Annotated in this window: 18 protein-coding genes; 12 read left to right on the plus strand and 6 right to left on the minus strand. The window is 72.4% G+C overall.

All coding sequences use genetic code 11. The features are described from left to right. The first annotated feature begins 27 nt into the window (after positions 1–27). Entirely contained in the window at positions 28–1,122 is a 1,095-nt protein-coding gene (locus tag IE99_RS0111085; RefSeq protein ID WP_157610204.1) for an ABC transporter ATP-binding protein, read from the plus strand. Positions 1,123–1,173: 51 nt separating this feature from the next. Here the strand turns inward: IE99_RS0111085 and IE99_RS29045 are convergent, their stop codons facing one another. Next, a complete protein-coding gene (locus tag IE99_RS29045) occupies positions 1,174–1,845 on the minus strand; it encodes a DUF5937 family protein (protein WP_211258778.1) in 672 nt (223 codons plus the stop codon). A 350-nt stretch (positions 1,846–2,195) separates the two neighbouring features. On the opposite strand from IE99_RS29045, the gene IE99_RS31805 reads away from it, so the two are divergent. Continuing rightward, positions 2,196–2,333 (plus strand): hypothetical protein, encoded by a 138-nt coding sequence (locus IE99_RS31805; protein ID WP_157610198.1) that lies wholly within the window; start codon positions 2,196–2,198, stop codon positions 2,331–2,333. An 81-nt stretch (positions 2,334–2,414) separates the two neighbouring features. On the opposite strand, the gene IE99_RS0111100 is transcribed toward IE99_RS31805, so the two are convergent. The 5 genes from IE99_RS0111100 to IE99_RS0111120 all read right to left on the minus strand — a co-directional run bounded on the left by IE99_RS0111100 (position 2,415) and on the right by IE99_RS0111120 (position 8,925). Then, positions 2,415–4,916, minus strand: a complete 2,502-nt coding sequence (locus IE99_RS0111100; RefSeq protein WP_245623159.1) for an ABC transporter permease — start codon at positions 4,914–4,916, stop codon at positions 2,415–2,417. After that, positions 4,913–5,704 carry an ABC transporter ATP-binding protein gene (locus tag IE99_RS0111105; protein ID WP_030167816.1) on the minus strand — a complete coding sequence of 264 codons (792 nt, stop codon included), beginning with the start codon at positions 5,702–5,704 and terminating at the stop codon, positions 4,913–4,915. The genes IE99_RS0111100 and IE99_RS0111105 overlap by 4 nt, the downstream gene beginning before the upstream one ends. Before the next feature lie 263 nt (positions 5,705–5,967). Then, positions 5,968–6,648, minus strand: coding sequence for a response regulator (locus IE99_RS0111110; protein ID WP_030167819.1), 681 nt, complete (start codon positions 6,646–6,648; stop codon positions 5,968–5,970). A gap of 42 nt (positions 6,649–6,690) precedes the next feature. Further along, on the minus strand, positions 6,691–7,914 hold the full coding sequence (locus tag IE99_RS0111115) for a sensor histidine kinase (protein WP_030167823.1): 1,224 nt from the start codon (positions 7,912–7,914) through the stop codon (positions 6,691–6,693). 96 nt (positions 7,915–8,010) lie between these two features. Continuing rightward, complete coding sequence (locus tag IE99_RS0111120) at positions 8,011–8,925, minus strand: RecB family exonuclease (RefSeq protein ID WP_030167825.1); 915 nt, start codon at positions 8,923–8,925, stop codon at positions 8,011–8,013. Positions 8,926–9,050: 125 nt separating this feature from the next. Between IE99_RS0111120 and IE99_RS0111125 the strand changes: the two genes are divergently transcribed. The 10 genes from IE99_RS0111125 (at position 9,051) to IE99_RS0111170 (ending at position 21,119) form a co-directional block, all read left to right on the plus strand. Further along, entirely contained in the window at positions 9,051–10,217 is a 1,167-nt protein-coding gene (locus IE99_RS0111125) for a site-2 protease family protein (protein WP_084219427.1), read from the plus strand. Between the two features lie 32 nt (positions 10,218–10,249). Beyond that, positions 10,250–11,224, plus strand: a complete 975-nt coding sequence (locus tag IE99_RS0111130) for a tRNA (adenine-N1)-methyltransferase (protein ID WP_051712379.1) — start codon at positions 10,250–10,252, stop codon at positions 11,222–11,224. A 309-nt stretch (positions 11,225–11,533) separates the two neighbouring features. Then, a complete protein-coding gene (gene arc / locus IE99_RS0111135) occupies positions 11,534–13,297 on the plus strand; it encodes a proteasome ATPase (protein ID WP_030167836.1) in 1,764 nt (587 codons plus the stop codon). A 187-nt stretch (positions 13,298–13,484) separates the two neighbouring features. After that, on the plus strand, positions 13,485–14,747 hold the full coding sequence (locus tag IE99_RS0111140) for an acyltransferase family protein (protein WP_051712380.1): 1,263 nt from the start codon (positions 13,485–13,487) through the stop codon (positions 14,745–14,747). Continuing rightward, positions 14,744–16,264 carry a depupylase/deamidase Dop gene (dop, locus tag IE99_RS0111145; RefSeq protein ID WP_030167842.1) on the plus strand — a complete coding sequence of 507 codons (1,521 nt, stop codon included), beginning with the start codon at positions 14,744–14,746 and terminating at the stop codon, positions 16,262–16,264. Before IE99_RS0111140 ends, dop begins: the two co-directional genes overlap by 4 nt. A 126-nt stretch (positions 16,265–16,390) precedes the next feature. Further along, positions 16,391–16,600: a ubiquitin-like protein Pup gene (locus IE99_RS0111150; protein ID WP_030167845.1), complete on the plus strand. Its 210-nt coding sequence runs from the start codon at positions 16,391–16,393 to the stop codon at positions 16,598–16,600. A 421-nt stretch (positions 16,601–17,021) separates the two neighbouring features. After that, complete coding sequence (prcB, locus tag IE99_RS0111155) at positions 17,022–17,867, plus strand: proteasome subunit beta (protein WP_030167848.1); 846 nt, start codon at positions 17,022–17,024, stop codon at positions 17,865–17,867. Between the two features lie 21 nt (positions 17,868–17,888). Then, positions 17,889–18,626: a proteasome subunit alpha gene (prcA, locus tag IE99_RS0111160; RefSeq protein ID WP_030167850.1), complete on the plus strand. Its 738-nt coding sequence runs from the start codon at positions 17,889–17,891 to the stop codon at positions 18,624–18,626. Between the two features lie 101 nt (positions 18,627–18,727). Next, positions 18,728–20,086, plus strand: a complete 1,359-nt coding sequence (gene pafA, locus IE99_RS0111165; RefSeq protein ID WP_030167852.1) for a Pup--protein ligase — start codon at positions 18,728–18,730, stop codon at positions 20,084–20,086. Between the two features lie 70 nt (positions 20,087–20,156). Further along, positions 20,157–21,119 carry an FKBP-type peptidyl-prolyl cis-trans isomerase gene (locus IE99_RS0111170; RefSeq protein WP_051712381.1) on the plus strand — a complete coding sequence of 321 codons (963 nt, stop codon included), beginning with the start codon at positions 20,157–20,159 and terminating at the stop codon, positions 21,117–21,119. Positions 21,120–21,135 lie beyond the last annotated feature (16 nt).

Raw genomic sequence — 21,135 nt, forward strand, 5'->3', positions numbered from 1 at the left:
GCGGCCGCGCGCGCGGACGCCCGGCCCATCCGGGAGGGCGAGCCGCTGCTGCAGGTGGACAACCTCGGCAAGCACTTCCCCGTCACCGCGGGGCTGCTGCGCCGGCAGGTCGCGGCGGTCAAGGCCGTCGACGGCGTGTCGTTCTCCGTCCACAAGGGCGAGACGCTCGGCGTCGTCGGCGAGTCCGGCTGCGGCAAGTCCACCACCGGACGCATGATCATGCGGCTGCTGGACCCGAGCTTCGGCAGGATCGTCTTCGAGGGGCGGGACATCACGAAGATGTCCCAGGGGCGGCTCCGGCCACTCCGCCGCGACCTCCAGATGATCTTCCAGGACCCGTACTCGTCGCTGAACCCGCGCAAGACGGTCGGCGCGATCGTCGGGGCGCCGTTCCGGCTGCAGAACATCAAGACCGAGCAGGGCGTGAAGAAGGCCGTCCAGGACCTCCTGGAGCTCGTCGGCCTGAACCCCGAGCACTACAACCGCTACCCGCACGAGTTCTCCGGCGGCCAGCGGCAGCGCATCGGGATCGCCCGCACGCTCGCGCTGAGGCCGAAGCTGATCGTCGCGGACGAGCCGGTGTCGGCGCTGGACGTCTCCGTCCAGGCGCAGGTCGTGAACCTGATGGAGGACCTCCAGGACGAGCTCGACCTCACCTACGTGGTGATCGCGCACGACCTGTCGGTCGTCCGGCACATCGCCGACCGGGTCGCGGTCATGTACCTCGGCAAGATCGTCGAGCTGGCGGACCGCAGCGACCTGTACGAGCGGCCCATGCACCCGTACACGAACGCGCTGCTGTCGGCGGTCCCGATCCCCGACCCGAAGGACCGGGGCGCCCGTACGCGGATCCGGCTGCAGGGCGACGTGCCGAGCCCGCTCGACCCGCCGCCGGCCTGCCGCTTCCACACCCGGTGCTGGAAGGCGCAGGAGATCTGCAAGCAGGTCGAGCCGCCGCTGATCGAGCTGAGCCCCGGCCACCAGGCCGCCTGCCACTTCCCGGAGAACACGACGGTCAGCGCGACCGACGAGGTCTCCCGCGCCGCCGTGGCCCCCGGCGCGGCCCCGGCTCCCGGCGAGCCGCCCTCCGGGCCCGCGGGCACACCGCCCCCCGGCGTCTGAGCGATCCAGCGATGAAGACCCGGTCCCCGCGGGGGCCGGGTCTTCATCGTCTCAGGGGGCGCCGTCCGCGCTCCGGGCGAGCGCGTCGCCCAGCGGCGTACGGCGGTACAGCACGGTGCGCCCGGACCGGGCCCTGTCCAGCAGCCCGGCCCGGCGCAGTACCGCGAGATGGTCGCCGACGGCGCCCGGGGCGATCCCCAGGGAGCGGGCGAGCTGCGTCGTCCCTGCCGGGTCCTCCAGGGCCTGCAGGATCCGGGCCCGGGTGGCGCCGAGCAGGTCGGCGAGCGCCGCCGGCGGTCCCGCCGGGGCCGCCTCCCACAGGGCGGCGACGCCCCGGGCGGGGTAGATGAGGGCGCACGGCCACGGCTCCTCGCCGTGAGCGGCCACCCCCGGCCACATGAACACCGACGGCACGAGCGGCAGCCCCCGCCCGCCGGGCACGGCCGTCTCCCGGGGCGGGCCCCCGTCCGGCCGCAGGACGTCGATGCCGTCGTCCCGCCAGCGGACGCGGGGATGCAGGTCGCGCAGCGCCGCCTCCCAGCCTCCCGCGCCGAGCCGCCCGGCGCGGTGCAGCACGTCCCGCTCGCAGATCGCGCGCAGCCGCGGCCAGTCGGGTGCCAGCGGCTCCCGCCACGCCTCCGCCAGAGCGTCCGCGACACCCGCACGGCATCGGGGCGGCCGAGCACCGCGCGGGCCCGCTCCCCGGCGTCCGGCCGCAGGCACGCGGCGATCTCCCGGCGCGCCACCGCTGCGGGTGTCGACCGGACGGCCGCCAGGTCGTCCTCGATGGTCTGCGCGAGCCCGCCGGGCGGCGGCGCCGCGAACCCGGCGCCCCGCCGGGCGGACTGCAGGGCGAGCACGGCGTCCAGCTCCGTCTCCTCCCGCAACCGCCGGAACCGGGCTTCGACCCGGGCCCCCACGCCCGGGCGGCGGCCGCCCGGCGAGCCCCGTCAGGTGCCGCAGCGGCCCGTCCAGCTCGAACAGCGGCGACAACCCGAACCGGCTCCGCAGCAGATCCGCCGCCGTCACCTCGAACCGGACCATTCCACGACCTTACGTCCAGGGACGTAACAGTGGCCGCCGCGAGCCGCTCGCCCCTCGGGCCGGTCCTGGTGGGCGGCCTGGCCGAGGCCGCGCCGGTGGGAGCGGCGGTGGCGTGCGCGGGCGGCGCGATCCTCATGACGGCGCTGTACGTGCGCGCCCGGCGCTGAGACGGCGGAACGCCCCGCACGGAGGTGTCTGTGGCCCGTGCGGGGCGTCCGGTCGCGGGTGCCGCTGTTCGGCGGTGGCCGCTATTCGGTGGAGATGGCCTTCAGGACGTCCATCCGGCCGGCCCGCCACGCGGGCCACAGCGCCGCCAGGACGCCGATCACCCCGCCGACCGCCACGTAGGCGGCGAGCTGCGCGACCGGGAACGACAGGACGGCCAGCCCCTTGTCCGCCAGGGCGTTCTGGAGCGCCGTCCCGAACGCCATCCCGATCGCGAGGCCGAGCCCGGCGCCGAACAGCGCGATGACGATCGACTCCATCCGGATCATGCGCCGCAGCTGGCGGCGGCTGATGCCGATGGCGCGCAGCAGCCCGATCTCCCGGGTCCGCTCGATCACCGACAGCGCCAGGGTGTTGATGACGCCGACGGCGGCGATGATGACGGACATCGCCAGCAGGATCGTCAGGAAGGTGACGAACCCGTCGACCTCCTTGCGGAGGTCCTCCTTCAGCGACGACTGGTCGGTGACCTTGAGGTTCGGGTGGGCTCTCAGGGTCTCCTCCAGCGCCGTGCGTGTCGCCGGGCCCGTCGTCGCCGCGTCGATGATGATCAGATCGGCGGTCGGCCGCACGGTGTGCCGCAGGTGCGCCTGCTGCGCGACGAACCGGGGGCCGAGCAGTTCGTTCTTGGCGTAGATGCCGGCGAGCCTGAGCTGTTCCGTCCGGCCGTCGGCGAACTGGACGGGGACGCTCGATCCGATCGTCCAGCCGTTCTTCTTCGCGGTGCCCTCGTCCACCATGATCCCGGCGGGGCCGAGGGCGGCGCTGCCGGCGACCATCTTCAGGCGGGCGCCCTTGGCGGCGGCGCCGGCGTCACCGGCCACGTACCAGGCCTCCTTGCCCTTGATCCGGGCATCGCCCTCGTACAGCTGCGACGCCGTCTCGACGCCCGGGGTCCGCTTGATCTTCTGCAGGACGTCGGCGCCGATGGCGCCGCCGGTCGCCTCCACCGCGTAGTCGATGCCGAACTGGTCGTCGACCTGCTTGTCCAGTGACGCGCGCATGGTGGAGCCGAGCACGCTCACGGTGGTGATCAGCGCGAGGCCGATCATCAGCGCGGCGGCGGTGGCGGCGGTGCGGCGCGGGTTGCGCAGCGCGTTCTGCCGGGCGAGCCGGCCGGGCGCGCCCATCAGCTTCGCGGCCGGCAGGCCGAGCACCTTCACCACCGGGACGCTGATCACCGGGGCCAGCATCGCGACGCCGATGAACACCAGCAGCGCGCCGATCCCGGTCGGGATCGCGGGGTTGGCGTCGCCGGTTCCGGTGAGGCCGACCCCGATCAGGCCGGAGCCGATGAGGGTGATCAGGGAGCCGAGCGCGATCCGGATCCGCAGCGACCGCTGGGGCAGCGCGATGTCGTCGCGCATCGCCGCGACCGGCGGGATCTTCGCTGCGCGGCGGGCCGGGAAGTAGGCCGACACGACCGTGACGAGGATGCCGACGGCGTAGGAGGCGATGACCGGGGTGGCGGTGATCGTCAGGCCGCTGTCGGACCCCGTGCTGAAGAACGCCTGGAGCACCGACGCCAGGCCGACGCCCGCGGCCAGGCCGAAGGTGGAGCCGACCACGCCGACCGCGACCGCCTCGCCGATCACCGCGCGGGTCACCTGCCGGCGCGCCGCGCCGATGGCGCGCAGCAGCGCCAGCTCGCGGGTCCGCTGGGCGACCAGCATCGAGAACGTGTTGAAGATGATGAACGCCCCGACGAAGATCGAGATGAGGGCGAACACGAGCAGCAGCGTCCGGAAGAAGCCGAGGAACGAGGCGACGTCGCTCTTGTTCTGCTCGCGCAGCTCCGTGCCCGTGATGGCCTCGTACCCGGCCGGCAGCACCTTGGCGACCCGGTCGCGCAGCTCCGTCTCGGACGGGCCGGTGGTGCCCATCTCGATGTCGGTGAAGAAGCCGGGCTTGAGCAGCAGCCGCTGCGCGGTCGGGGTGTCGAACGCGGTGACGGTGGCGCCCATCAGGTTGCCGGTGTCGATCAGCCCGGTGATCGTCATGCGCTGCGGCGGCCCGGCCGTCACGACCTGGACGGTCCGCCCGACCGCGAGCTTGCCCTTCTTCGCCGAGTCGGCGTCGATCGCGACCTCGGCGGGGCCCTGCGGCGCGCGTCCGGACGCCAGCTCGAACGAGCCGCCGTTCACCCAGTTCACGCCGAGCTGCGGCGGGCCCTGCTGGCCCTGCCCGACGATCTTGCCGTCGGCGCCGACGACCGCGGCGTACCCCGTGACGTTGCCGCGCGGGTTCTTCACGCCCTCGACCGTCTTGAGCCGTTCCAGGACCGACGCGGGCACCGGCACCGCCGCCGACCCGTCCTCGGGGGCGTCGGTGACCTTCTTCGCCCGGACGTCGACGGCGATGCCCTTGCCGATCCGGCTGAACAGGTCGTCGAACTGCTTGTTCATCGTGTCGGTGAAGACCAGGGTGCCGGCGACGAACGCGACGCCGAGGATGACCGCGATCGCGGTCAGCACCAGTCTGATCTTGTGCGCCGCGAGGTTGCGGAGCGTGACCTTGCCCATCATCGCGCCGAGACCTCCGGCTCGAAGCCCTTCATGCGCTCGAGGACGCGCTCGGCGGTCGGGTTCGCCATCGTGTCGACGATCCGCCCGTCGGTCAGGAACACGACCTGGTCGGCGTACGCGGCGGCGGACGGGTCGTGGGTCACCATGACGATCGTCTGGCCCATCTCCCGGACCGAGTCGCGCAGGAAGCCGAGGACCTCGGCGCCCGAGCGGGAGTCGAGGTTGCCGGTCGGCTCGTCCGCGAAGATGATCTCGGGGCGGGAGGCCAGCGCGCGTGCGCAGGCCACGCGCTGCTGCTGGCCGCCGGACAGCTCGGACGGGCGGTGCTTCAGCCGCGGCCGCAGCCCGACCGTGTCGATCACCTTGTCCAGCCACGCCTTGTCGGGCTTGCGGCCGGCGATGTCCATCGGCAGCGTGATGTTCTCCAGCGCCGTCAGCGTCGGCACGAGGTTGAACGCCTGGAAGATGAAGCCGATCTTGTCGCGGCGCAGCCGGGTGAGCTGCTTGTCCTTCAGCCGGGTCAGCTCGGTCTCGCCGACGAGCACCTCACCGGAGTCGACCGAGTCCAGGCCCGCCATGCAGTGCATCAGCGTCGACTTGCCGGAGCCGGACGGACCCATGATCGCGGTGAAGCGGCCGCGCGGGATCCCCACGGTGACGGAGTCCAGGGCGATGACCCGGGCGTCGCCGTGCCCGTACACCTTGCTGATCTCGTGCGCCCGTGCGGCGTAGGCCCCCGCCTCGGGCGCGGGGTGCGCGGTGGCGGGCGGTGGGGCGGTGTTCGTCACGATGGATCCCCTGGTTTCTGGTCGGCGCCTGAAATCGGCTGAGCGATACGGAAGTCGGTGGCGGCGCCGGGAACAACCCCCGTCGGCCCGCACGTCTAGAAGATTAGGGCGTGGACGCTTCCAGGGGATGCGTCCCGAGAATGGACTTCGCCGTCCGCCCGAGGGCGGAGCGGGGTTCCCCCCTGTCGTCCCAGGGGACTAGGGAACCCCGATCAAAAGTCGGGGGCCGCCCCTGAGGGACGGCCCCGGACGGGAGAGACGGATCAGCCCTGGCCGGGACGGCTCATCCCGGTCTCGTAGGCGTACACCACGGCCTGCACCCGGTCGCGCAGCCCGAGCTTCGCCAGGACGTTCCCCACATGCGTCTTCACGGTCGTCTCGCTGACCACCAGCTCCGCCGCGATCTCGGCGTTCGACAGGCCCCGCGCGACGTGCGACAGCACCTCCCGCTCCCGCTCGGTCAGCGTGTCCAGGCCGGGCGGCGGCGCCGCGTCCCGGACGGCGGGCAGCCGGGTGGCGAACTTGTCCAGCAGCCGCCGGGTCACGCTCGGCGCCACGATCGCGTCGCCCGCCGCCACGATCCGGATCGCCGTGACGAGGTCCTCGGGCGGCGAGTCCTTCAGCAGGAACCCGCTGGCCCCCGCCCGGACCGCCTCGATCACGTACTCGTCCAGGTCGAACGTGGTGAGGATCAGCACCCTCGGGTCGTGCGAGGCGGCCTCCTCCCGGACGATCCGCCGGGTCGCCTCGATGCCGTCCACACCCGGCATCCGGATGTCCATCAGGACGACGTCCGGCAGGAGCGACCGGGTCATCTCCACCGCCCTCGCGCCGTCGCCGGCCTCGCCCACCACGGCGATGTCGTGCTCCGCCTCGAGGATGAGCCGGAACCCGGTCCGCAGCAGCGGCTGATCGTCGACGAGCAGTACCCGCACCGTGGTCATCGTCGCCGCTCCCCGTTTCGTACCGGTCTGGTGATCGCCACTCTATGCCTCCAGCGGGAACCGCGCGCGCACGCCGAAACCGCCGCCGACGCGGGGGCCGATGCGCAGCTCGCCTCCGTACAGGGCCACGCGCTCGTACATGCCGACGAGGCCGTGGCCGGGCTTGTCGCCGTTGTCGGCCATGATCGTGGTGGTGCCGCGCCCGTCGTCCTCGATCTCCACGGTCAGGTCGTGGTCGGTGTAGTACAGCCGGACCCAGGCGCGCGCCGACGGGCCGGCGTGCTTCAGGCTGTTGGTCAGCGCCTCCTGGATCAGCCGGAACGCCGCCACGTCCACGCCGGGGGAGGGGGTGCGCGCCTCGCCCTCGATCCACAGCTGCACCGACAGGCCCGTCTCCCGGACATGGTCCAGCAGCTCGCCGAGGTCGCCGAGTCCCGGCTGCGGGGCCAGCTCCGGCCCCGACGCGTCGGCGTCCCGGTCGGTCCGCAGGACCCCGACGATCCGCCGCATCTCGCTCAGCGCCGTCCGGCCGACCTCCTCGATCGTCGACATCGCCTCGCGGGCGCTGCCCGGATCGCGGTCGATGATCCGGCGGGCCGCGCCCGCCTGCACCGTCATCACGCTGACGTGGTGGGCGACGACGTCGTGCAGCTCGCGCGCGATCCGGGACCGCTCCTCGATCCGCGCGGCCCGCGCGTCCGTGCCGCGGGCCCGCTCGAGCCGGGCGGCCCGGTCCTCCAGCTCGGTGAAGTAGGCGCGCCGCAGCCGCAGGTTCCGGCCGAGCACCCACACCCCGATGATCAGCGCGCCGTCGGTGATCAGCTCTTCGACGCCGACGTCGAGCGGCAGCAGCGCCAGCGTCGTATAGAAGTACGCGAACGCGGCGATCCCGCCGGGCGCGCTGCGCGCGAGGCCCCGGTGCGCCGCCAGGCTGTAGACCGCGATGAGGTACGCCACGATGTCCGGCAGGGACGGCGGGTACTCCAGCAGCGTCATGGTCAGGCCGCCGCCCATGACGGCCAGCAGCACCGACAGCGGATGCCGCCGCCGCCAGGTCAGCGACATGGCCACCGCGACCACGATCAGCCCCTGGAGCAGGTCCGGCTGCTGGAACCGGTCGAAGCCCGCCTCCTGCGGCAGGTCCTGCAGGTACAGCTGCGGCAGACCCAGCAGCAGCAGGCCGGCGCCGAGCAGTGCGTCGGCCGCCTGCGGGCGGGCCTTCAGCCAGGCGCGGCAGATGCGGAGACCTCGGATGCGGGGTGACACGCTCTTCACACTAGGAGGTCTCGCCAGGTGAAGACCCCTCCCGGACGAGGATCCGGGGTCCTCCCGAAGGAGGACGCGAAGGCCCCGGGCGATGGGTCAGAAGTCCTCCCGGGACCGGGCGGCGGACTCCAGATCGGCGGGCGAGGGGCGGTCGACCGGCGCCGCGGGCAGCGGCGGCGGAGTGCCCCCGAACTTCGGGCACAGCGCCTGGTGGTCGCACCAGTCGCACAGCCGGCTCGTCCGCGGCACCCACTCCCCGGTGTCCATCGCGCGGCGGATCGCCGCCCACAGCGCCTCCACCTTCCGCTCGGTGGCGCGCAGGTCGGCCTCGTCCGGCTCGTAGCGCAGCACCTCGCCGTTGCCGAGGTACATGAGCTGCAGCAGGCGCGGGACGCGGCCGCGCAGCCGCCACAGCACCAGCGCGTAGAACCTCATCTGGAACAGCGCGCGCGCCTCGAAGTCGGCGCGCGGCGCGGTGCCCGTCTTGTAGTCGACGATGCGGACGTCGCCGCTCGGCGCGACGTCGACCCGGTCGATGTAGCCGCGCAGCTTCAGCCCCGAGTCGAGGACGGTCTCGACGAACAGCTCCCGCTCGGCGGGCTCGAGGCGGCGCGGGTCCTCCAGGGTGAAGTACCGCTCGACCATCGCGGCGGCCTGCTCCATCCAGCGGTCGCGCTCGGCGTCCCCGGCGAACAGCTCCGCCAGCTCCGGCTCGGCCGCCAGCAGCCGCTCCCACTCCGGGTCGAGCATGGCGCGCGCCGCGTCCGGGGTGCGGCCCGCCGTGGGCAGGTCGTACAGCCGCTCCAGGACGGCGTGGACGAGCGTGCCGCGCGCGGCGGCCGGGCTCGGCCGCTCCGGCAGCTTGTCGATCACCCGGAACCGGTACAGCAGCGGGCAGGTCATGAAGTCGCCCGCCCGCGAGGGCGACAGCGAACCGGTCACCGGGACGGCCGCGCCGCCGGACGGGGTCGTCTCGGAAGTGCTCCCGGCGCTCGTCTCGGTCGTCGTCATGCCCAGCAGCGTAGGGCAGCGCACCGACGGAATCCGGCGGCGGCTGAGACCGGCGCGGGACGCGGGCGGCGGATCGGGAACGGCGGCGGCCCGGGACGCCCGCGCGGGGCCGTAGCATCGGGGGCGTGACACAAAGCGCGCCCCCGACCGAGGGCAGGACGCCGGAGCCCGGTCCGGAGCGGGCCCGCCCCGGCCTGCTGATGGGACGGCCGTTCGGCGTCCCCGTCTACGTCTCGCCCAGCTGGTTCCTGGTGGCCGTGCTCATCACCTTCATGTTCGAGGGGCAGGCCCGGGAGGTCGTCGCGAGCCCGGGGAGCTACGCGGTCGCCTTCGCCTACGCCGTCCTGCTGTACGGGTCGGTGTTCGTGCACGAGCTCAGCCACGCCGTGACCGCCCGCGCGTTCGGGCTGCCGGTGCGCTCGGTCACCCTGCACGTCCTCGGCGGCGAGACCGCCATCGAGGAGGAGGCCCCGACCCCCGGCCGGGAGTTCCTCATCGCGTTCGCGGGGCCGCTGACCAACCTCGTCCTCGCCGGGGCCGGCCTGCTCGTGCACGCCGTGGTGCCGCTGCCGCCCGTGCCGCTGCTGCTGGTCGAGGCGCTGACCCTGGCGAACCTCCTGGTCGGCGTGTTCAACCTGCTGCCGGGGCTGCCGCTGGACGGCGGCCGGCTGGTCCGCGCGGCGGTGTGGAAGGCGACCGGCCGCAGCCGCAGCGGGGCGATCTTCGCGGGCTGGGTCGGCCGCGGCGTCGCGGTCGCCTGCCTGCTCGCCGGGGCCTACCTCGCCGCCCTGCCCACCACCGACGGCGCGGGCGTCGGCTGGCTCGGGCTGCTGTGGTCGGCGCTCGTCGCGTCCTTCATCTGGGTCGGCGCCACCCAGGCCCTCCGGGCCGAGCGGTTCCGCGACCGCGTTCCGCTGCTGGACGCCCGGCGGCTCGCCCGCCGCGCCACCCTCGTGACCGCCGACGTGCCGCTCGCCGAGGCGATCCGGCGGGCCCACGAGGACCGCTCGGGCGCCCTCGTCATCGTCGACCACGACGGCCGCCCGCGCGGGCTGGTCAGCGAGAAGTCCGTCACGGCGACGCCCGAGCACCGCCGGCCGTGGCTGACGGCCGGGGACGTGTCCCGCGGCCTCGACACCGACCTCACCCTGCCCGCCGACCTGGCGGGCGAGGCGCTCCTGGACGCCCTGCGCCGCAGCCCCGCGTCCGAGTACCTCCTCGTCGAGCCGGACGGCCGGGTCTTCGGGGTCCTCGCCGTCGCGGACGTCGACCGCGCCTTCGCGGGCGTCTGAACGGCTCCGGGGCGCCGCTAGCCTTGACCGTCATGAGCGAACCCCTTGCCGCCGACGCCGCACCCGCCCGCTCGACCGGCCGCATCCCGCACGGCCCGTTCCGGCCCGGTGACCAGGTTCAGCTCACCGACCCCAAGGGCCGGATCAACACGATCACGCTGCAGCCCGGGAAGCTGTACCACTCGCACAAGGGCTCGGTCCCGCACGACGAGATCATCGGCAGCCCGGAGGGCTCGGTGTTCCGCTCGTCCGGCGGCGTCGAGTACCTCGCCTTCCGGCCGCTGCTCGCCGACTTCGCGGTCCGGATGCCGCGCGGCGCCGCCGTCGTGTACCCCAAGGACGCCGCGCAGATCGTCGCGATGGCCGACATCTTCCCCGGCGCGCGGGTCGTCGAGGCGGGCGCCGGGTCCGGCGCGCTGAGCTGCTTCCTGCTGCGCGCGGTGGGGGAGCGGGGCCTGCTGTCGTCCTACGAGCGGCGGCCCGACTTCGCCGAGATCGCCCGCGCGAACGTGGAGAGGTTCTTCGGCGGCCCCCACCCGGCGTGGCGGCTCACCGTCGGCTCCCTGGAGGAGTCCCTCGCCGAGGACGAGGTCGACCGGGTCGTCCTGGACATGCTCGCGCCCTGGGAGTGCCTGGACGCCGTGGCCAAGGCCCTCATCCCGGGCGGGATGGTGTGCGCCTACATCGCCACCACCACGCAGATGTCCCGCGTCGTGGAGGACCTGCGCGCCCATGGCGCGTTCGCGGAGCCGTACGCGTTCGAGACGATGCTGCGGTCCTGGCACGTGGACGGCCTCGCCGTCCGGCCCGACCACCGGATGGTGGGGCACACCGGCTTCCTGGTGACCGCGCGGCGGCTGGCCGAGGGCGTCACGCCGCCGGCGCGGCGCCGCCGTCCCGCCAAGGGCGCGCACCCCGCCTCGGCCCCGGGGGCGGCCCCCGAGGCGCCGGAGAACGCGCCCGGGGAGGGTGCGTCCGCCACGCCCGGTGACGGCGCGGAGGCGTAGATCACATTCCGGTGCCGCCGGCCGTCCCGCCGCGCGGCACCGAATCCACTTTTCCGGACCCGGGGGCCGGTGGACCGTTCCCGTCACGATCGGGGCGGCCGGGTGCGCCCCGAGGACACCCTCTGGCTGCGGATTCTCGGCCCGCGGGCGCCCCGCGCGGGGGCTCCCGGGCGTCCCGGCGACCGATGCCGGCGGCGCCCCGGACGGCGCCCCCACGACACGAGAACCGAATGGGCAGGTTACGGAAGCGCTCCAGATAGGTAGGGTCTCAGTAGGTCGTCGGCTCTCTTCGTGAGGAGGTGACGGGGCGTGGCCGCTCGTGATGATGCTGGGGCGCGACGGGCGCAGCACGAAAAGGAGGTCAGGGACCTCCAAACGCAGATCTCCTTCCTGGAGGAGGAGATCTCCGTGCTGCGCCGCAAGCTCGCGGAATCCCCGCGCCAAGTACGTGTTCTAGAGGAACGGCTCCATGAGGCGCAGGCCAACCTGGCCGCCGTGACGGGGCAGAACGAGCGACTCGTAGCGACCCTCAAAGAGGCTCGCGAACAGATCGTGGCGCTCAAGGAGGAGGTCGACAGGCTGGCCCAGCCGCCGTCGGGCTACGGGGTGTTCCTCGAAGCCCGCGACGACGGGACGGTCGACATCTTCACCGGCGGCAGGAAGCTGCGGGTGAACGTCAGCCCGGCCGTGGACGCCGAGGAGCTTCGGCGCGGCCAGGAGGTCATGCTCAACGAGGCGCTCAACGTCGTCGAGGCGATGGACTTCGAGGAGCAGGGCGAGGTCGTCATGCTCAAGGAGATCCTCGAGGACGGCCGGCGGGCCCTGGTGATCGCGCACGCCGACGAGGAGCGCATCATCAAGCTCGCCGATCCGCTGCTCGAGGTCCCCCTGCGGGCCGGTGACTCGCTGATGCTGGAGCCCCGCTCCGGCTACGCCTACGAGAAGATCCACAAGGCGGAGGTCGAGGAGCTCGTCCTGGAGGAGGTCCCCGACATCTCCTACGACGAGATCGGCGGGCTCGGCTCCCAGATCGAGATGATCCGGGACGCCGTCGAGCTGCCGTACCTGCACGCGGACCTGTTCCGCGAGCACCAGCTCCGCCCCCCCAAGGGCGTCCTGCTCTACGGCCCCCCCGGCTGCGGTAAGACGCTCATCGCCAAGGCCGTCGCCAACTCCCTGGCCAAGCAGGTCGCGGAGAAGACGGGCCAGGAGGGCAAGAGCTTCTTCCTCAACATCAAGGGCCCCGAGCTGCTCAACAAGTACGTGGGCGAGACCGAGCGGCACATCCGCCTGGTCTTCCAGCGGGCCCGGGAGAAGGCGTCGGCCGGCACCCCGGTCATCGTGTTCTTCGACGAGATGGACTCCATCTTCCGCACCCGCGGGTCCGGGGTCTCCTCCGACGTGGAGAACACCATCGTCCCCCAGCTGCTCAGCGAGATCGACGGCGTCGAGGGGCTGGAGAACGTCATCGTCATCGGCGCCTCCAACCGCGAGGACATGATCGACCCCGCGATCCTGCGGCCCGGCCGGCTGGACGTGAAGATCAAGATCGAGCGGCCGGACGCCGAGGCCGCCAAGGACATCTTCTCGAAGTACATCCTGAGCGGCCTGCCGCTGCACCCCGACGACCTCAAGGAGCACGGCGGCTCCGAGGACGCCACCGTCGACGCGATGATCCAGCGGACCGTCGAGCGGATGTACACCGAGACCGAGGAGAACCGGTTCCTGGAGGTCACCTACGCCAACGGTGACAAGGAGGTCCTGTACTTCAAGGACTTCAACTCCGGCGCGATGATCCAGAACATCGTCGACCGGGCGAAGAAGATGGCGATCAAGCAGTTCCTCGACACGGGCCAGAAGGGCATGCGGGTCGCGCACCTGCTGGCGGCCTGCGTCGACGAGTTCAGCGAGAACGAGGATCTGCCCAACACCACCAACCCGGACGACTGGGCCCGGATCTCCGGCAAGAAGGGCGAGCGGATCGTCTACATCCGCACGCTCGTCTCCGGGACGAAGGGCGCCGAGGCCGGACGCTCCATCGACACCGTCGCCAACACCGGCCAGTACCTGTAGCCGGACGACCGCGTGCGAGGGCGCGGCGGCCTCCCCCGGGGGGAGGCCGCCGCGCTCGCGGCTTTCGGCCGGTTCCGGCCGCCGCCCGCGCCGCCGGCCGACCAAGATCGCGGCTCGGCGACGAATGCATCAACAGTTGCGCCGAAAGCACGAAACGGTCCATTCCGTCCCCTAGGCTCGTCGCCAAATGCGTCCTCAACCCACAGGACTCCCCCCGGCCCCCCGGGTCCGGCTGAGGGAAGTCGACCTCCTGCGCTTCCTGGCGGCCCTCGCGGTCGTCCTGTACCACTACACCGGGACCCGCGGCGGCCCCTGGGACGGCGAGAAGGCCCGCGAGGTGTTCTCGCCCCTGTCGAAGCTGACGCAGTTCGGGTATCTCGGCGTCGAGCTGTTCTTCCTCATCAGCGGCTTCGTCATCCTCATGAGCGTCTGGGGACGCACGATGGCGGAGTTCACGGTGTCGCGGATCGTCCGGCTGTACCCGGCGTACTGGGTCGCGGTCCTGATGATCGGCGCGATCTACCTCCTCACCGGGGAGGGCCGCGGCCGGCCCGACCGGATCATCCCGAACCTGACGATGTTCCAGCAGGGCATGGGCGTCCGGAACGTCAGCGGCGTGTTCTGGACGCTCTGGGCCGAGATGCACTTCTACGCGCTGATCTCGATCCTGGTGCTGACCGGGGTGACCTACCGGCGCTGCATCACCTTCATGGCGAGCTGGACCGTGCTCGCGATCTTCGCGGACGAGTCCGGCAGCGCCCTTCTGCGGACCGTCCTGATGCCGGAGTTCGCCCCGTACTTCATCGGGGGCATGGCGTTCTTCCTGATCCACCGGTTCGGCCCGTCGCTGCTGCTCTGGCTGTTCGCCGCGTTCTCCTGGGCGACGTCGCTGCGGCACGCGCTGCCGACCGCGGTGGAGAAGCCGTACGCGGTCGCCCCGTCCGACGCCTGGCCCGCGGTGGCGGTCATCGTGACCCTCTGCTACGTGGTGATGGCGCTGGTCGCGACCGGCAGGCTCGGCTGGCTGCGCTGGAAGGGCCTCGCGACGCTCGGCGCGCTCACCTACCCGCTCTACCTGATCCACTACGAGCTCGGCCCGCAGTTCGGCGAGCTCCTGCAGGACCGCGTCCCGTACTGGGCCGGCACGCTCATGATCATCGCAGCGGTGCTGGCGCTCGCCTACCTGATCAACCGGTTCGTCGAGGAGCCGCTCGCGAAGTGGCTGAAGCCGCGCCTGCGCGACTCGTTCGAGCGGCTCCAGGCCGCCGAGCCGGGCCGGGCCCGCGGCCGCCGCGGACGCGATGCGGACGGGCCGGCCGACGATCCGGGCGCGGGGACGCCCCAGGCGCACGACACGCGGGCGGGGGCGCCGTCCGGGCAGGCCGTCCCGCACCACGTCGCGGAGCCCCATGGCTCCACCCCGTCGCCCCCGATAGGCTCGACGATATGAGTGTTCGGCGGGTGATGGGCATCGAGACCGAGTACGGCATCTCCGTACCCGGGCAGCCAGGGGCGAACGCGATGGTGACCTCCTCCCAGGTCGTCAACGCGTACCTGGCGGCGTCGGCGGCGCGGGCGCGCAGGGCCCGGTGGGACTTCGAGGAGGAGAACCCGCTGCGGGACGCGCGCGGGTTCGACCTCGCCCGCGAGGTCGCCGACCCCACCCAGCTGACCGACGAGGACCTCGGCCTCGCCAACGTGATCCTCACCAACGGCGCCCGCCTGTACGTCGACCACGCGCATCCCGAGTACTCCGCGCCGGAGTGCACCACGCCCCGCGACGCCGTCATCTGGGACAAGGCGGGCGAGCGGGTGATGGCCGACGCGGCCGCCCGCGCGGCGCTGGTGCCGGGCACGCACCCCATCCAGCTCTACAAGAACAACACCGACAACAAGGGCGCCTCCTACGGCTGCCACGAGAACTACCTGATGCGGCGGGAGACGCCGTTCGCCGACATCGTCCGGCACCTCACCCCGTTCTTCGTGTCCCGGCAGGTCGTGTGCGGCGCGGGCCGGGTCGGCATCGGCGTGGACGGCCGCGGCGACGGCTTCCAGATCAGCCAGCGCGCCGACTTCTTCGAGGTCGAGGTCGGGCTCGAGACGACGCTGAAGCGGCCGATCATCAACACCCGGGACGAGCCGCACGCCGACCCGGAGAAGTACCGCCGGCTGCACGTGATCATCGGCGACGCCAACATGGCGGAGGTGTCGACCTACCTCAAGCTCGGCACGACCTCGCTGGTCCTGGCCATGATCGAGGACGGGTTCCTGACGGGCGACCTCGCGGTCGACATGCCGGTCGCGGCGCTGCGCGCGGTGTCGCACGACCCGTCCTGCAAGCACCTGCTCACGCTGCGGGACGGCCGCAAGATGACGGCCGTACAGCTGCAGATGGAGTACCTGGAGCAGTCCCGCAAGTACGTCGAGGACCGCTACGGCGCCGACGTCGACGAGACCACCAGGGACGTCCTGGACCGCTGGGAGTCGGTCCTGCACCGCCTCGGCGACGACCCCATGCAGCTCTCGCGGGAGCTCGACTGGGTCGCCAAGCTGGAGCTGCTGGAGGGCTACCGCAGCCGCGACGGGCTCGACTGGTCGCATCCGCGCCTCCAGCTCGTCGACCTCCAGTACACCGACATCCGCCCCGACAAGGGCCTCTACAACCGGCTCGTCGCGCGCGGCCGGATGGAGCGGGTGGTGTCCGAGGCGGAGGTCGAGGCCGCCGTCGAGGATCCGCCGGAGGACACGCGCGCCTACTTCCGGGGCCGCTGCCTGCGCCAGTACGCCGACGCGGTCGCCGCCGCCTCCTGGGACTCGGTGATCTTCGACGTGCCGGGCCGGGAGTCGCTGCAGCGCGTCCCGACGCTGGAGCCGCTGCGCGGCACCCGGCAGCACGTGGGCGCGCTCCTGGACCGCTGCCGGACGGCGGCCGACCTGGTCGAGACCCTCACCGGCACCCCCGGCTGACCCGCTTTCCTGTCCGGTTCGCCCGTTTCAGCGGGGAGCGCACCGGCGATAACCCCAGCAGGCCCCCCGGTGCCCGCCGATGATCGGGGATAGGGTTGGGGGTACCCGGCAGAGTGGAGGTACGGGATGGCCACGAAGGACACCGGCGGTCAGAAGCAGACCACGCGCCGCACGGACGAGGTCGAGGAGACCGAGGCCGCGACCACCGAGGACGTGCAGGAACGCCAGGAGAAGCTCACCGACGACGTCGACGCGATCCTGGACGAGATCGACGAGGTCCTGGAGGAGAACGCCGAGGAGTTCGTCCGGTCCTACGTTCAGAAGGGCGGGCAGTAGTCCTCGGGCGGGCGAGCCCCCCGGGCGCACCGCCGAGCTGACCACCGCCCTCTCACGGGGGTGCCGGAAACCGCGTGCACGGGCACGGCCTGCGGGCCGTGCCCGTCGCCGTCTCCCGGGCCCACCCCCCGTCCGCGCGCCGATGGGCACCCCGTGTGCGCCCATGGGACCCCGCCCGTGCGCTCACGGGCCCCGTTCATGCGCTCATGGGAGCGCTGTATGTGCGCTCATGGGAGCCCTGTATGTGCGCTCATGGGAGCCCCGTATATATGCGCTCATGGGAGCGACGTCCGGTTCGCCGTGGGCGGATCGGTCCGGGTAACGCGCGGCATGCGGCGGACCGCCGTTGAACAGTAGGGTCATAGGGTTCGCGCCGGCCAGTTCCCGACGGAGCCGGCGCCATGGTGGAGGAAGGAGTCGCGTGGCGTCCCACGATTCGCACACCGGACGTCTGCCGGGCCTGTTCACGAGCCCGGACACGTCCTCGTTCACGGAATTCCTGGGAACCTACTCTCCCGACCTGCTGCCGGGCCGGCGGCCGCTGCCGCCCGGCACGGCGGGGGACGACATCCCGCACGGGACGACGATCGTCGCGGTGAGCTTCCCCGGCGGGGTGGTGATGGCGGGGGACCGGCGGGCGACCGCGGGCAACGTGATCGCGCAGCGCGACATCGAGAAGGTGTTCCGGGCCGACGAGTTCTCGGCGATCGCGATCGCCGGGACGGCCGGCATCGGCATCGAGATGGTGCGGCTTTTCCAGGTCGAACTCGAGCACTACGAGAAGCGCGAGGGCCGCACGCTGTCGGTGGAGGGCAAGGCCAACCGGCTCGCCACGATGGTCCGGCAGAACCTCGGCCTCGCCATGCAGGGCCTCGCGGTCGTTCCGCTGTTCGCCGGCTACGACGAGGAGCGCGACGGCGGCCGGATCTTCTCCTACGACCCGGCGGGCGGCCGGTACGAGGAGCGCGAGTTCCACTCGATCGGCTCCGGGTCGGTGTTCGCGCGCGGCGCGCTGAAGAAGCTGTACCGGGCGGACCTGTCGGCCGAGGACGCGGCGGTCGTCTGCGTCCAGGCGCTGTACGACGCCGCCGACGACGACTCGGCGACCGGCGGCCCCGACCTGACCCGCGGGATCTACCCGGTGGTCGCGACGGTGACGTCGGACGGGTACCGCAGGCTCGGCGAGGAGGAGGTCGGCGCGGTCGCGCGGGCCGTCGTCGAGGGACGTCACGACTCGCCGGGCGGGCCGACCGCCCCGCTGCGATAGAAGGGATCCAGACCGGTGTCCATGCCGTTCTACGTGTCGCCCGAACAGCAGATGAAGGACAAGGCGGACTACGCGCGCAAGGGCATCTCGCGCGGCCGCAGCGTCGTCGTCCTCCAGTACGACGACGGCATCCTGTTCGTGGCGGACAACCCGTCCCGGGCCCTCCACAAGATCAGTGAGATCTACGACCGGATCGCCTTCGCGGCGGTCGGCAAGTACAACGAGTTCGAGAACCTGCGGCTCGGCGGCGTCCGGTACGCCGACATCAACGGCTACCAGTACGACCGGCGGGACGTGACGGCGCGCGGCCTGGCGAACGTCTACGCGCAGTCGCTCGGCACCATCTTCACCGAGACGAACAAGCCCTACGAGGTGGAGCTCGTCGTCGCCGAGGTCGGGGAGGACGCCGGGACCGACCAGATCTACCGGCTGACGTTCGACGGCTCCGTCGCCGACGAGCACGGCTACGTGGCGATGGGCGGGCAGGCCGACGCGGTCGCGCAGTCCCTCAAGGACGGCTACCGCGAGGGCTCCTCGCTCGTGGACGCGCTCCGCACCGCCGTCCGGGCGCTGGAGGCGCAGGACTCCGACCGCCATCTGGAGGCGAAGTCGCTCGAGGTCGCGGTGCTGGACCGCAACCGCGAGCACCGGCTCTTCAGGCGCCTCACGGCGCGCCGCATCGAGGAGCTTCTCGCCGAGGGGACGGGCGCGGCGCCCGCCGCCGGCGAGGCCTCCGAGGGCGGCGCCGAGGACGACTGAGCGCCCGCCGTGCGGGGGTCCGTCGCATTCGCGGCGGGCCCCTTTCACATCGGTCGCATCAGAGACTGCCAAGAAGCGTCCCGGCCGCATAGGGTCGGGGTGTGGACAGGCGCATCTTCGGGCTTGAGAACGAGTACGGCGTCACCTGCACCTTCCGCGGCCAGCGGCGGCTGTCACCCGATGAGGTGGCCCGCTATCTGTTCCGCAGGGTGGTGTCCTGGGGCCGGAGTAGCAACGTGTTCCTGCGCAACGGCGCGCGCCTCTACTTGGACGTGGGCAGCCACCCCGAGTACGCCACGCCCGAGTGCGACAGCGTCGTCGACCTGGTGACCCATGACAAGGCGGGCGAGCGGATCCTGGAGGGCCTGCTCGTCGACGCCGAGCGGCGCCTGCGCGAGGAGGGCATCGCCGGCGACATCTACCTGTTCAAGAACAACACCGACTCCGCGGGCAACTCCTACGGCTGCCACGAGAACTACCTCGTCGGGCGGCACGGCGAGTTCGGCCGGCTCGCCGACGTCCTCATCCCGTACCTCGTCACGCGGCAGATCATCTGCGGCGCCGGCAAGGTGCTGCAGACGCCCCGCGGCGCGGTGTACTGCGTCTCGCAGCGCGCGGAGCACATCTGGGAGGGCGTGTCGTCGGCGACGACCCGGTCCCGCCCGATCATCAACACGCGGGACGAGCCGCACGCCGACGCCGAGCGGTTCCGGCGGCTGCACGTCATCGTCGGCGACTCGAACATGAGCGAGACGACGATGCTGCTGAAGGTCGGAGCGACCGACCTGGTGCTGCGGATGATCGAGGCGGGCGTGGTGATGCGCGACCTCACGCTGGAGAACCCGATCCGGGCGATCCGCGAGGTCAGCCACGACATGACGGGCCGCCGCAAGGTGCGGCTCGCCAACGGCCGCGAGGCGAGCTCCCTGGAGATCCAGCGGGAGTACTACAGCAAGGCCCGCGACTTCGTGGACGCGCGCGGCGGCGACGCGACGGCCAAGCGCGTCCTGGACCTGTGGGAGCGGACGCTGCGCGCGGTCGAGACCGGCGACCTCGACCTCGTCGCGCGCGAGATCGACTGGGTGACGAAGTACAAGCTGATCGAGCGGTACCGGCGCAAGTACGACCTGCCGCTGTCGTCGCCGCGGGTGGCGCAGCTCGACCTCGCCTACCACGACGTCCACCGCGACCGGGGCCTGTACTACCTGCTGGAGAAGCGCGGCTCGGTGGAGCGGGTCTCCCGCGACCTGGACATCTTCGAGGCGAAGTCCGTCCCGCCGCAGACGACGCGGGCGCGGCTGCGCGGCGAGTTCATCCGCAAGGCGCAGGAGAAGCGCCGCGACTTCACCGTCGACTGGGTGCATCTGAAGCTGAACGACCAGGCGCAGCGGACGGTCCTGTGCAAGGACCCGTTCCGTTCGGTGGACGAGCGGGTCGACAAGCTCATCGCCGGGATGTGACCGCCGCAAGCGACCGTACGGGCCGGTAGGGTGAGCGCGCACAGCGCTCACCACCCCCCGAAGGACTCGCATGCACCGTCGTGTTGGACCGCGTCTTGGACAGGGTCGTCTCGCCGCCCTCACCGCGGCCGCCGTGCTGGCCGCGCCGCTGACGCTCGCCGCCTGCTCGGGTGGCGGCGATCCCGGCGTGACGGTGAAGGGCGACTTCGGGACGCGTCCCGAGGTGACGTTCCCCAAGGGCGGCCCGGACGACTCCTTCGCCGTGGAGACCGTGGTGAAGGGCGAGAAGGGGCCGGAGGCGCGCAAGGGCGACCTCGTCGTGGCGGACTACGTCGGGTACCGGTGGAACGACGGGGGCCGCAAGCTCATCGCGTCCAGCTACGCGGAGGGCAAGCCCGGCGCGTTCCCGACGAGTTCGGTCGTGCCCGGCCTGGCGAAGGCCCTGGACGGCTCGCGGGCCGGGTCCCGGGTCGTGGCGCGCATCCCCCCGAAGGAGGGGTACGGGTCGTCGGGCGACAGCAAGCACCAGGTGGGCGCCGGTGACACGCTCGTGTACGTGCTGGACGTCCGCGCGGTCTACCCGAAGACGGCGGGGCCGGACGGGACGCGCCAGGCGCCGCTGAACGACCCGGCCCTGCCCAAGGTGGCCGACGCGGCGGCCGGGCGGACGCCGGCCGTGACGGTGCCGAAGGCGGCGCCGCCGAAGCGGCTGCAGGTGCGGACGCTCGTCCAGGGCAAGGGCGCCGCCGTCGGCAAGGGGCAGCTCCTCGCGCTCCAGTACGCCGGCTACTACTGGCGCGACGGGAAGGCGTTCAACTCGTCCTGGCAGGCGGGCCACCCGTACGGGATCACGATCGGGACGGGCCAGGTCATGAAGGGCTGGGACCAGGGCCTCGTGGGGCAGAAGGTCGGCAGCCGGGTGCTGCTGGTCGTGCCGCCGTCCCTCGGCTACGGCGCGAAGGGCCTGCCCAAGGCGGGGATCAAGGGGACCGACACCCTCGTCTTCGTCGTCGACATCCTCGGCGCCCACTGACACGGCGCCCCGACGC

This window comes from Spirillospora albida (genome assembly GCF_000718255.1).
Taxonomy (GTDB): Bacteria; Actinomycetota; Actinomycetes; order Streptosporangiales; family Streptosporangiaceae; genus Spirillospora; species Spirillospora albida.